The sequence below is a fragment of the Pacificibacter maritimus genome, from assembly GCF_003814915.1.
Classification (GTDB): domain Bacteria; phylum Pseudomonadota; class Alphaproteobacteria; order Rhodobacterales; family Rhodobacteraceae; genus Celeribacter; species Celeribacter maritimus.
Window position 1 is genome coordinate 968,778 of the sequence record NZ_RKQK01000001.1, and the last position, 12,198, is coordinate 980,975.

Here is a 12,198-nt window from a genome sequence, read left to right on the forward strand (position 1 = left end):
TAACTTTGCCAAACCTTTTGTGCTGTGGCAAACATTTTTCAGCATCACAGCAAAAATACGAACATTAACGCACATCAGGTCACAGCAACGTGACATTAGGAGACACTCATGAAACTTATCGCCAATACACCTATCTGGGTTTGGGCCGTATCAATCCTGACCGCCATCGCTTTTATCGGCGCGGGCTCTGCCAAGCTTGCAGGCGTTGAAATGGTTCACCTGTCCTTTGCCAACATGGGTCTTCCTCCCATCACTGGCTATATCGTGGGCGCGCTTGAAATCGCTGGCGCCGTCGGCATTTTTGTAAAATCTGTTCGCTTTTTGGCCGCACTTGGCTTGGCTGCGACCAGCTTGGGCGCATTTTTGTACCACCTAGCCTATACGCCAGTTTCAGAAGGCATCCCTGCCCTTGTTTTGTTGGTCTTCACTGTACTTTTGGCGCGCTACTTCAAAAAAGCAGCCTAAATCAGACCCATACATCACCGCATGACAAAAGCCGCCCGTTATATAACGTGGCGGCTTTTTCGTGGTCGGTTTTTCTTGGTCGGTTTTGCTTGGTCGGTTTTTCTGGGCTATACTTTGGTCAGAAAAAAGGTGCGGCCGAAGCCGCACCTGTTGTGATCAAAAAGTTACCGTTAAAAGGTCTTGAGCTTAACCGAATGTCGCGCCATCTGTGCGCCAAACAGCCACAACGGATGAGCGTGGCTTGTTGCCCTCGCCCATGTCAGGCCATGTACCGCCTGGGTGTTGAACCCCAACAAAGGCCGTCTTTTTGTCCAATGACCAGCAAAGACCAGTGACTTCCGCACCGTATGGCACAGTCATAAAGCGGGCGATTTCGCCAGTTTCAGGATTGCCAACCAACATTTGGTTGTTGCCCATGCCTTCGAATTCACCTTCGTTGCTGTAATCGCCATCTGTCTGGATCCACAACATTCCGTCAGATGAGAAAGCCATACCATCGGGTGAGTTGAACATATTGCCAGCGTTTACATTGTCAGACCCAGCATATTCATTGTCGTACACGTCGGGATTGCCCGCCATCACATACAAATCCCAAGCAAAGTTGTCAGCCGCGTGGTTTTCATCAGCTGGCGTCCAGCGTACGATTTGACCGTAGTTGTTGGTCTCGCGTGGGTTCACGGCATCAACAGGTGTCTCATCGCCACCAGCGTTTGGTTTTACGCCGCGGTTTTTGTTGTTGGTCAGCGCACAGTATGCTTCGACTTTCAGCGGGTTAGAAGCAACCCATTCAGGGCGATCCATGGTTGTCGCGCCCGCAGCTGAAGCCGCCATACGCGTGAAACACAAGATTTCTTCGCCAGACATGCCCGTTGTTTCAGGTGTCAAAGCCAACCATTCACCTGTCAGATCATCGTTGAATTTGGCGGCATAAAGTGTGCCATCATCCAAGATGCCTTCGGGCGATTGACCTTCGGCCCAAGTGTTTGTGGACACGTATTTGTACAAAAACTCACCGCGCTCATCGTCGCCCATGTAGACCACAACACGACCGTCTTTTGCGTGAACCATTTCCGCATTTTCGTGCTTAAAGCGCCCCAAAGCAGTACGTTTTACAGGTGTAGAGTTTGGATCAGCTGGATTGATCTCGGTGACAAAACCGTGGCGATTAGGCTCGTTTGGCTCTTGTGTCAGATCGTAACGTGGGTCGAATTTTTCGTAAGCGTAGCGACCTTCACCACCGATACCATAACGCACTTCGCCTGGAGTGGCTTCATGTTCGCCTGTCGCACCGAAGTAACCGTTGAAGTTTTCTTCACAGGTCAAATAGGTGTTCCAAAGCGTGCGGCCAGACCCACAATTGTTCATGGTGCCTTTGACTGTTGTACCCATCGGGTCTGCATTGGTTTTCACCAAATCAGAGCCTGCCAATGGACCAGCAATCATCATTTCTGTTTCATGCGTGATGCGGCGGTTCAAAGGCGAGTCGACAACAACCTTGAAGCCTTTGTCGGCTGCTTCAACTTCCATGACAGTCACGCCCTGAAGGTTCTTCAACAACTGAACTTCCTCAGCTGTGCGTGGCATGCCTTCTGCCTCTTCTGGCAAGTTTACTTTCGGGTTCACATATTCAGAGTTCACCGCAATCACTTGTTTGCCGTCGACGTCGAACAATTCCATGCCGTCTGTGTTTTCGCCAAACACCTTGTCAGACATGTCTACAGACACACCGTTTTCATGCGAAAACGCGCCTTGTGCATCAGACCAAAGCGCATCGCCCCAGCGCACAAGTACATTTGACTCGTAACCTTCAGGCACGTGGATCAAATCGTCAGTCGCGATATCGATCGGTTTAAACGCGAATGTCGCGTTTTCCGCAGCACGCGCTGCTGTCGTGGATGAAAACAGGCCCGTGCCCATGACTGCTGCGCCGGACCCAAATGCCAATGCGCCCCCCAAGAAACCGCGACGTGACACTGCGCGTTCGACAACAGCATCAAAGCCGTTGTTATCTGCGCGCGGATCGCGCATTTCATCAAAATCATCCCAAGACAGGTCTACGATATCGGTCTTTTTCATGGCTAAGCTTTCTCTTTGCTTTGAATCACATACCGCTCCGTTAGCGGCTGTTGCGCGCAGATTTGCCCCAATTGTGTGACAGGAAATTAACGGACATATGACAGAATTATAAAAGCGCTGAATGACCTAAATGAACGCCCAAATATCAACTGGACCGTTCTCACTTAAACTGCGCCATCAAACGCTCCGTTTGCAGATCACCCGATGCGACAAATTGGTTTTCACACTCTAAAGCCCAAAAAATTTGCATTTAGAACGCAATGCATGGATTATTCGCAATAATATTACAAAAAAATCCAAAATAAATCACATTTAATGCGCAATTCGCGGTTGACGCCCCCAATCAGGCCTCCTAATGTCGCTGCAAGTAAATTTGGAGTGAGTTCAAGTGAATACCCTTTTAGTCGTCGTGAAATATGTGCGCATGGGCCGGTAACGGTAGACCATATTGGTTCCCATGCGCCCCCGAAATTCGGGGGCTTTTTTATGAGCTGGGGCTGAGAAAACACGGCAAAATAGTGTAAAAACTGATCTCACTGCTAAGACAGACATGTAGAATACGCGAAAGACGGAGAGAAAAGATGACACGTCAAATGACCGGAGCAGATATGGTCGTTCAAGCCCTGAAAGATCAGGGTGTGGACACAATCTTTGGCTATCCGGGGGGCGCTGTCCTTCCGGTTTATGATGCGATTTTTCAACAAAACGACATCAAACACATTCTTGTGCGCCACGAACAAGCCGCGATCCACGCCGCCGAAGCCTATGCGCGCTCCACTGGCAAAGTGGGTGTCGCTTTGGTGACATCAGGCCCTGGCGCGACCAATGCAGTGACCGGACTGACAGATGCTTTGCTCGATTCTATTCCGATTGTTGTTTTCTCAGGTCAGGTTCCGACATTCATGATCGGCACAGACGGGTTTCAAGAAGCTGATACAATCGGCATCACCCGCCCATGTACAAAGCACAACTGGTTGGTAAAAGACACAAACGCTTTGGCAGAAACCATCCACCAAGCCTTTCACGTGGCCACATCGGGCCGCCCTGGCCCTGTGTTGATCGACCTGCCAAAAGACGTGCAATTTGCCGATGGCACCTATGTCGGACCTCAAAAGGCACGCAAATCGCATTACCAACCAAAGCTCAAAGCGGATATCGAACAGATCAACGATCTGGCCGCATTGATCGAAAAAGCCGAGCGCCCTGTGTTTTACACTGGCGGTGGTGTGATCAACTCTGGTCCTGCCGCATCGCAATTGCTGCGCGAATTGGTTGAGGCAACTGGATTTCCGATCACATCAACCTTGATGGGCCTTGGCGCCTACCCTGCGTCTGGTGACAAATGGCTGGGTATGTTGGGCATGCACGGGCTTTATGAAGCCAATATGGCGATGCACGGCTGTGACCTGATGATCAACATCGGCGCGCGTTTTGATGACCGCATTACAGGCCGTCTTGATGCCTTTTCACCTGGCTCTATCAAAGCGCATATCGATATCGATCCATCTTCTTTGAACAAAGTCATCCAAGTCGATCTGCCGATTGTCGGCGATATTGCGCATGTTTTGGAAGACTTGCTGAAAGTGTGGAAATCGCGCGGCCGCAAAACCAAAGACATTAGCGCTTGGACCAAACAGATTGCAGATTGGCGCGCAGTACGCTGTCTGGATTACAAAAACTCAGAAACCGTAATCAAGCCACAATATGCTTTGCAACGCTTTGAAGAGCTGACCAAGGGCATGGATCGCTACATCACAACAGAAGTGGGCCAGCACCAAATGTGGGCGGCGCAATTCTTGGGCTTCGAAGATCCGAACCGCTGGATGACATCGGGTGGTTTGGGCACAATGGGCTATGGTTTCCCCGCCTCTATCGGTGTGCAAGTGGCCCATCCTGACAGTCTTGTTGTCAATGTCGCAGGCGAAGCTTCATGGTTGATGAACATGCAAGAAATGGGCACCGCAATCCAATATAACCTGCCCGTGAAGCAATTCATCTTGAATAACGAACGCTTGGGCATGGTGCGCCAATGGCAACAATTGCTGCATGGTGAGCGCTATTCCAACTCTTGGTCCGATGCATTGCCAGATTTCGTGAAATTGGCCGAAGCCTTTGGCGCGAAAGGCATTCAATGTTCTGATCCCAAAGACCTTGATGATGCGATCATGGAAATGATCAATTACGATGGTCCTGTGATCTTTGATTGCTTGGTGGAAAAACATGAAAACTGTTTCCCGATGATCCCATCAGGCAAGCCACATAACGAAATGCTGCTGGGCGATGCCTCGACCGAAGATGCGATTAAATCTGACGGCGCGGTTCTGGTCTAATGGGGCGGGTTTCACAACTTTTGCGCCACTCGGGACTTGGTCTGTCGGCCTTGGGTTTGGTCGCCTGCATGAACGGCGATGCAGTGCAAACCAGCGCTAAGGGTTTCACCTTTCAAGTGACAGTTGATGGCGACACGGCTGTCGCGCGCAACTATCACACAGGGGCGCTTAATTTTGCCAAGCTCGAAGAAGCTGCACGCGGCTCGATTGAAGCGGCTTCTGGCTGTTCGGTTCAAACACTCGTCAAACGTGACGAGATCAACACATTCGATGCCACACTCATCTGTGCTGGCTAAGGGAGACACATCATGTCTGCACTTCACATTAAAAAAGGCTCTACCAGCCATTCCGCTTATGAACTTCGTGATCCAAACGGTGAAATCATTGAAAAACATACACTTGCTGTCTTGGTTGAAAACGAACCAGGCGTTTTAGCGCGTGTGATCGGACTGTTTTCTGGGCGTGGGTATAACATCGAAAGCCTGACCGTGGCCGAAGTGGACCACCTAGGTCACCGGTCACGCATCACCATTGTGACAACAGGCACGCCCAATGTGATCGAACAAATCAAAGCGCAATTGGGTCGTATCGTGCCCGTGCATGAGGTTCACGATTTGACGGTTGAAGGTCAATCCGTTGAACGCGAATTGGCGATGTTCAAAGTCGCAGGCACAGGCGATAAACGTATCGAAGCCCTGCGCTTGGCTGAAATTTTCCGCGCCAATGTGGTCGATAGCACGTTGGAAAGCTTTGTGTTTGAAATGACTGGCACGTCGGAAAAAATTGATGCCTTTGCTGAATTGATGCGGCCTTTGGGGCTTATCGAACAAGCCCGCACTGGTGTTGCGGCGCTCTCGCGCGGACCAAAATAGTCGCAGTATAAAAATACGTTACAGACACTCAAAAGGGCGCGGTTGAAATAACTGGGCCCTTTTGCATTGAGGGTCTTAGCGGTTCATTCGCGAAAGAGAACCTTGCCACGTTTTTTCACCGCACTTAAGAAAAACGACTGCACGATAGGTGGCATCTGTGTAAAAGGCTGCGACCCAAGTCTACGACGTGCCGCCAACATCGCTTGATATCCAGACTCTAAGCGTTCGATCATTATCGGATCAGATAGGTCGCCCGCTTCGCCAAAGCGTTGCGTTGTTAAGGTTTCGCCAGTGTAAAAATTAGGATTACCGCGATAGCTAAACTCGACAAAGCCAAAATGGCGCAATGTTGCGCCTGATCCCAGCAAAGTAAATGAGCACCCAGTGCCATGCAGTGTTACAAATGACGACATTCGACGATCTACAAGGCGTGTGGACAGGCCGATAAATTTTGCAAAGCCCTGAGATAACACAGTCGTAAAAATAGCATTGCTGTCGGTGGTGTATTTCACCGTACACATATTTATAGCCACCTCACCCTGCCGAATGCGTGACGGGCGGTACAGCAAATATGCGCCAGCAGGCAGTCGATGTCTGTCCACCGTTGAGCTAAATGGGTTCCCCGCAAGCGTTCGGCGATGCTGATCAAATGCGTTTTTCTGACGCAAATCAGACAGGGGCTCTAGCAAAATACGCGCATCGACATCAAAAAATTCGCAGATAATGCTCAAGACATCGGGGCGCGGAAATGCCTCGCCAGACAAATATCTATTGAATTGAGTGCGATTGATTTGGAGGTCGCGACACAATTGTGCAACCGACTGTGCCTGACCACTGAGTTCACGCAGGTTCTTACCAAAAACCATACGCAAGCGTGCAGGGTCTTTACGTCGACGAGATTCACCATTGGGATCAGTTCTATACGCGATGATCAATTTCCCCCTTCAATGCCCATCTGCTCTTCGGAATATCTAAGAAAATGCCCCTGCAATAAGTTTCAATTTACGGAACCAGAGTATGTGGATCTCAGCAAAAATCAAGAATTGACGCGGGTTAACGCCACATGTGACGCTATTAAGCGTCACACTCCGTTGCGGCAAGATACATTTTAATCCATTTAACCACCCGACATGACATGCGATAAAGGGGGATAGGGTTAGAGATTTTAAAGAGTGATGGATGTTTTGAGATGCAAGGATTGGTTCTTTGGTATGATCGCACCAGAAACAAAGCGATCGTTTGGTGCGATGACTGTGACAAGTTGGCCTACGCCAGTGCCACCGACATACTCATTGAAGAGCACCAAAGCCTGAAAGTCGGCGACTTGGTTTGCTTTGATCTGATCACATTCGGCGATTTTCGTGGCTGCACAAATTTGCGCTTGGTTGAAGAACAAAGAGCGCCGCACATTTCCCATGATCTCATAAACGCGGCCCCAAGGTATCAAGCCGTGGCAAACTCGTAAGACCGCCCCTCATTCCTTTTGAAGGCAGCAATTATTTCAACAGGTGGCCAATCTGGATCACCGCTTAGGTGTTAAAAAAATGGGGGACCCAAAAGGCCCCCCTAAGGTTCGCTGATCAGGCTCGTGATTAGTTACTGCCCGAAGTTTTTTTGCCTGTGGCCTGATCTGCGCCGGGAACGAACGCATCCGCTCCGGTTACTGGTTAACATCATGCCCCTTAAAACGCAGGGGTGTCATTCTGGTTGCGCCCAATTGAGCACATTCTGTTCCTTTTAATGCAAAACGCGCCCTGCACTGCTGTTGACTGAAAACACAGCTGTGCAGCCAGCCTCACCGCTTGATGCGTAATCTTGCACCGAATAGGTCACGGGCGCTGGAATGCCCATGATAGACACAGATTTTGCGCCTGAAAACGCGCTGGCCAAACTGGCCTCAGCGCCCGCAGGAAAAGCTGCTTGGATTGTGTTGCCACGCATTTCAACGTGATCCGCAACACAGCGCTTGCCTGCAATATCAAATACCAAATTCATCAGTCTTACTTTCCTTAGCTACAGCCCGAAGTGCCGCCGCAAGTGTTACATTTCATGCAGGTGCCGTTGCGCACCAATGTGTAGTTGCCGCATTCGCCACAAGGATCGCCCTCATAGCCTTGCATTTTTGCCTTTGAACGCTGATCAAGCGATGTGGCGCTGCCTGCGACTGTGCCCGAGGACACGGCTGTGGTTGGGGCTGTTGCCTTAGCAATTTCAGGCACCAAAGCTTTCAAAGCTTCAGCGGGATCCATGGAGCTGTCCAAAGCCACAGCCCCAGCGCCCCCCTGCAAAACCACCAATTCTTGTGGCATACGTTTGCGCAGATATCCTGTGGATGAGATCTGTTTGAGCACTTCGATAGACTTTGCTGAGGCACTTTCAGAGGGGCTGCGTACATTCGACACCCCTTCTTCTTCGCCGCGACCCAGATCGTCAAAGGCTGCGCCTTCGGGTTTGACATGGGCCAAATCGGTACGATCCAAATAGGACACCGCCAATTCGCGGAAGATATAATCCAAAATCGACGTCGCATTTTTGATGCTATCATTGCCTTGCACCATGCCTGCGGGTTCAAATTTGGTGAAGGTAAATGCGTCAACGAATTCTTCCAAAGGCACGCCGTATTGCAAGCCGACAGAGACCGCGATGGCGAAGTTGTTCATCATCGCGCGGAACCCTGCGCCCTCTTTATGCATATCGATAAAGATTTCGCCCAAATTGCCGTCTTGGTATTCGCCTGTGCGCAGGTAGACTTTATGCCCACCAACCACAGCCTTTTGCGTGTAGCCTTTGCGACGCTCTGGCAGTTTTTCACGACCACGCGCCACTTCTTTGACGATCACCTTTTCGATGATTTTTTCTGCCAAGACTTGGGCTTTTTCTTGCGTGGAACCTGATGCCAGAATTTCTTCGGCTTCTTCATCGTCTTCGATCAAAGCAGCGGCCAAAGGCTGCGACAGTTTTGATCCATCACGGTAAAGCGCGTTGGCTTTTATGCCCAAAGACCAAGACAATTCATAGGCTGCAAGGCAGTCTTCGATCGTGCCGTCATTCGCCATATTGATGGTCTTGGAAATCGCGCCAGAGATAAAGGATTGCGCTGCAGCCATCATCGTGATGTGGCTTTCAACTGACAGATAACGCTTACCTTTTTTGCCGCAAGCATTGGCACAATCGAAGATGCTGTAATGCTCTTCTTTCAGATGTGGCGCGCCTTCTAGGGTCATCGTGCCACAAACGTGATCGTTGGCCGCATCAATTTCAGCTTTGCTAAAGCCCAAAGAGCGCAGCAAATCAAAGGACGGATCGTTGAGCTTTTCCGCTGGAATGCCCAAAGTGCCTGTGCAGAAATCTTCGCCCAAAGTCCATTGATTGAACACGAAACGAATATCAAATGCAGACGGCAGTGCCGCTTCGATCTTGTTGATCTGTTCTTTGCCAAATCCGTGACCGATCAAAGCAGTGTGGTTGATCCCAGGCGCATTGCCGATGGTTCCATGCCCAACCGCGTGGGATACGATTTCTTCGATCTCAGCAGGTTTGTAGCCCTGTTTTTCCAAAGCCGCAGGCACCGAGCGGTTGATGATTTTAAAGTACCCACCACCTGCAAGTTTCTTGAATTTCACCAAAGCGAAATCTGGCTCGATCCCTGTTGTATCGCAATCCATGACCAAGCCAATGGTGCCAGTCGGAGCAATGACAGAGACTTGTGCGTTGCGGAAACCGTGTTTTTCACCCAGTTCAAGCGCCTCATCCCATGCGGTTTTGGACAATTCAATCAAGGACGCATCAGGGCAGCTGTTGTGGTCAAGCGGCACTGGTTTGATATCCAGACCTTCATACCCTGTGGTTTTGCCATAAGCCGCAGTACGGTGATTGCGGATAACGCGAAGCATGTGTTCACGGTTTTTGTCAAATTTAGCAAAAGCGCCAAGTTCGCCCGCAATTTCCGCAGAGGTCGCATAAGACACGCCCGTCATGATCGCGGTTAAAGCCCCCGTCAAAGCGCGGCCCTCATCAGAATCGTAGCCAAAGCCCATGTTCATCAGCAAGCCGCCGATATTGGCATAGCCCAGACCCAAGGTGCGGAAATCATAAGACCGCTGGGCGATTTCTTTTGACGGGAATTGCGCCATCATCACTGAGATTTCCAGCGTCAAAGTCCACAGACGCGTGGCATGCATGTAGCTTTCGGCATCAAATGTGCCATTTTTCAAGAATGTCAGCAGGTTCATAGACGCCAAGTTACAGGCCGTGTCGTCCAAGAACATATATTCAGAACAAGGGTTTGACCCGCGGATCGCGCCATCTTCTGGGCAGGTGTGCCAAGCGTTCACTGTGTCGTGGAACTGGATGCCAGGATCGGCACAGGCCCATGCTGCGTGACCGACATCTTGCCACAAATCGCGTGCACGCACCGTTTTCGCAACAGTGCCATCAGTGCGGCGGATAAGTTCCCAATCGCTGTCATCTTTGACGGCTTTCAAGAATGCATCAGTTACGCGCACAGAGTTGTTGGAGTTTTGGCCAGACACAGAGGCGTAAGCTTCAGAATCCCAATCTGTATCATATGTTGGGAATTCGATTTTTGCGTAGCCTTGTTTGGCATAATCCAAAACGCGTTTGACGTAAGTTTCTGGAATGCAAACTTTCTTGGCGTCTTTGATCGCCGCTTTTAGGGCTGGATTTTTCGCTGGGGTAAAGGCGTCATTTTCAGCGCCGTCCCAAGTGCCAATCGCTTCAAAAATCGCGTTCAACTGGCGCTCGTGCATTTTTGAGCCAGCAACAATCGAAGCCACTTTTTGTTCTTCGATCACCTTCCAGTTGATGAATTCTTCCACATCGGGGTGATCCATATCACAGATCACCATCTTAGCCGCACGGCGTGTTGTGCCGCCCGATTTAATCGCGCCAGCCGCACGGTCACCGATTTTCAAAAAGCCCATCAAGCCTGATGACTTACCACCGCCCGACAAAGCTTCATCAGCGCCGCGCAGGGATGAAAAGTTGGTGCCAGTGCCAGAACCGTATTTGAACAAACGCGCTTCACGCACCCAAAGGTCCATGATGCCGCCATCGCCAACCAAATCATCGGCCACCGATTGAATGAAACAGGCATGGGGTTGCGGGTGTTCATAAGCAGAGGTCGAGCGCGTCAACTCACCTGTCGCGTGGTCCACATAGTGGTGCCCTTGACCTGGCCCATCAATGCCATAAGCCCAGTGCAGCCCTGTGTTGAACCACTGGGGCGAATTGGGCGCCGCCATCTGCGAGGCCAGCATATAGCGCATTTCGTCAAAGTAAGATTTCGCATCAGCTTCAGACGTGAAATAGCCGCCCTTCCAGCCCCAGTAACACCAAGCGCCCGCCAAACGGTCGAACACTTGCTTGGCGGATGTCTCTCCGCCGAATTGTTTGTCTTTGGGCAATTTGGCAAGGGCGTCTTCATCGGGAACTGATTTCCACAAAAACGAAGGCACGTTCTTTTCTTTGACCTTTTTCAGCGCCGCAGGCACGCCCGCTTTGCGAAAGTATTTTTGCGCAATCACATCTGACGCCACTTGGCTCCACTCAGCAGGGATTTCGCATTGGTCCAGTTTGAACACCACAGTGCCGTCTGGGTTGCGAATTTCTGATGATGTTTCTTTAAACGCCAATGCTGCGTAGGCATCGGTACCTGCTGTCGTGAATTTACGTTCAATCTTCATGTCTGCGCGCGCCCCGTATCTTTTCTGCTTTTGGTCCCGCACGCCCTGCCCCTGTTTTGCCTGATAATACAGACCATTTCAGGGGATACTCCCAAGGTGTAGGGGCCGATGCCCAAATGTATGCCCAAGCCCGTGTCCTACGGGATTGCGTCAGCTAAAATCCAAATGCGACTGGGCAGGCAGGGGAAACATGTGAACAGCTACAAGGATATCGGTGTGAAAAAGCGCATTCGCAAATTCACAGGCAAGCCTTGGCCGCGTGGTTCAATTTCGAGTGGGGCAACATCGGAACTGATCTTTATCGCTATCCATTCGTCAGCGTGCAAAATCTGCACAATCTGTAACTTGGATTATTTATTAAAAGATCAACCTCTGCGCCTCTTGTCCCTGACTGCCTTGAAGCAACTAAATGTAGTAGCTCTTTGGCTGACCAGCACAATGTGCAGCGTTTTCGGCTCTTGGGTCAACGGATAAATTAGGACTTTGGTAAGCTCTTTTTTATTGACGGAATTCACCCACAGGCCCGTTCGATTCGCCCTATGGCGCGTTAATACAAATCCCTTTTATTTCTAGGGGTTTGACGCCATGCCTTAACCAGTTGAGTGAGAACTTGTGGATAAGTGGGTGGGATAAAAAAAGGATGACTTTTGTCCAATTTCTCCTATGTGCTCAAAAACTTAGCACCACTATATCTTGTGGCAGCATCACGAAAAAATCGTCTAACTCTCAGCAAAATATGGTTAAATCCAC

Annotated in this window: 9 protein-coding genes; 4 read left to right on the forward strand and 5 right to left on the reverse strand. The window is 50.3% G+C overall.

Features of this window, described 5'->3' with window-relative positions; genetic code table 11:
- The first annotated feature begins 108 nt into the window (after positions 1–108).
- Positions 109–465, forward strand: coding sequence for a DoxX family protein (locus EDD53_RS04480; protein ID WP_123791972.1), 357 nt, complete (start codon positions 109–111; stop codon positions 463–465).
- Between the two features lie 186 nt (positions 466–651).
- On the opposite strand, the gene EDD53_RS04485 is transcribed toward EDD53_RS04480, so the two are convergent.
- Positions 652–2,541: a PhoX family protein gene (locus EDD53_RS04485; RefSeq protein ID WP_123791973.1), complete on the reverse strand. Its 1,890-nt coding sequence runs from the start codon at positions 2,539–2,541 to the stop codon at positions 652–654.
- Positions 2,542–3,122: 581 nt separating this feature from the next.
- On the opposite strand from EDD53_RS04485, the gene EDD53_RS04490 reads away from it, so the two are divergent.
- The 3 genes from EDD53_RS04490 to ilvN are packed head-to-tail and all read left to right on the forward strand — an operon-like array spanning position 3,123 to position 5,743.
- The gene (locus EDD53_RS04490) at positions 3,123–4,871 is read left to right on the forward strand and encodes an acetolactate synthase 3 large subunit (protein WP_123791974.1); all 1,749 of its coding nucleotides are present in this window, start codon (positions 3,123–3,125) and stop codon (positions 4,869–4,871) included.
- A complete protein-coding gene (locus EDD53_RS04495) occupies positions 4,871–5,167 on the forward strand; it encodes a hypothetical protein (RefSeq protein ID WP_123791975.1) in 297 nt (98 codons plus the stop codon). Before EDD53_RS04490 ends, EDD53_RS04495 begins: the two co-directional genes overlap by 1 nt.
- Before the next feature lie 12 nt (positions 5,168–5,179).
- Positions 5,180–5,743, forward strand: coding sequence for an acetolactate synthase small subunit (ilvN, locus tag EDD53_RS04500; RefSeq protein ID WP_123791976.1), 564 nt, complete (start codon positions 5,180–5,182; stop codon positions 5,741–5,743).
- Positions 5,744–5,826: 83 nt separating this feature from the next.
- Here ilvN and EDD53_RS14910 read toward each other — a convergent pair whose 3' ends face one another.
- The 4 genes from EDD53_RS14910 to EDD53_RS04520 form a co-directional block, all read right to left on the reverse strand.
- On the reverse strand, positions 5,827–6,678 hold the full coding sequence (locus EDD53_RS14910; protein WP_211331581.1) for a helix-turn-helix domain-containing protein: 852 nt from the start codon (positions 6,676–6,678) through the stop codon (positions 5,827–5,829).
- A gap of 230 nt (positions 6,679–6,908) precedes the next feature.
- Complete coding sequence (locus EDD53_RS04510; RefSeq protein ID WP_123791977.1) at positions 6,909–7,160, reverse strand: hypothetical protein; 252 nt, start codon at positions 7,158–7,160, stop codon at positions 6,909–6,911.
- A gap of 320 nt (positions 7,161–7,480) precedes the next feature.
- Complete coding sequence (locus EDD53_RS04515; protein WP_123791978.1) at positions 7,481–7,738, reverse strand: hypothetical protein; 258 nt, start codon at positions 7,736–7,738, stop codon at positions 7,481–7,483.
- Between the two features lie 14 nt (positions 7,739–7,752).
- Positions 7,753–11,448, reverse strand: a complete 3,696-nt coding sequence (locus tag EDD53_RS04520; protein ID WP_123791979.1) for a vitamin B12-dependent ribonucleotide reductase — start codon at positions 11,446–11,448, stop codon at positions 7,753–7,755.
- Between the last annotated feature and the right edge of the window lie 750 nt (positions 11,449–12,198).

What these genes read in the sequence shown, in the direction of transcription:
- EDD53_RS04480 (WP_123791972.1), top strand. Translation starts at nt 109, where the DNA reads ATGAAACTTATCGCCAATACACCTATCTGGGTTTGGGCCGTATCAATC.
- EDD53_RS04485 (WP_123791973.1), bottom strand. Translation starts at nt 2,541, where the DNA reads ATGAAAAAGACCGATATCGTAGACCTGTCTTGGGATGATTTTGATGAA.
- EDD53_RS04490 (WP_123791974.1), top strand. Translation starts at nt 3,123, where the DNA reads ATGACACGTCAAATGACCGGAGCAGATATGGTCGTTCAAGCCCTGAAA.
- EDD53_RS04495 (WP_123791975.1), top strand. Translation starts at nt 4,871, where the DNA reads ATGGGGCGGGTTTCACAACTTTTGCGCCACTCGGGACTTGGTCTGTCG.
- ilvN (WP_123791976.1), top strand. Translation starts at nt 5,180, where the DNA reads ATGTCTGCACTTCACATTAAAAAAGGCTCTACCAGCCATTCCGCTTAT.
- EDD53_RS04510 (WP_123791977.1), bottom strand. Translation starts at nt 7,160, where the DNA reads ATGGGAAATGTGCGGCGCTCTTTGTTCTTCAACCAAGCGCAAATTTGT.
- EDD53_RS04515 (WP_123791978.1), bottom strand. Translation starts at nt 7,738, where the DNA reads ATGAATTTGGTATTTGATATTGCAGGCAAGCGCTGTGTTGCGGATCAC.
- EDD53_RS04520 (WP_123791979.1), bottom strand. Translation starts at nt 11,448, where the DNA reads ATGAAGATTGAACGTAAATTCACGACAGCAGGTACCGATGCCTACGCA.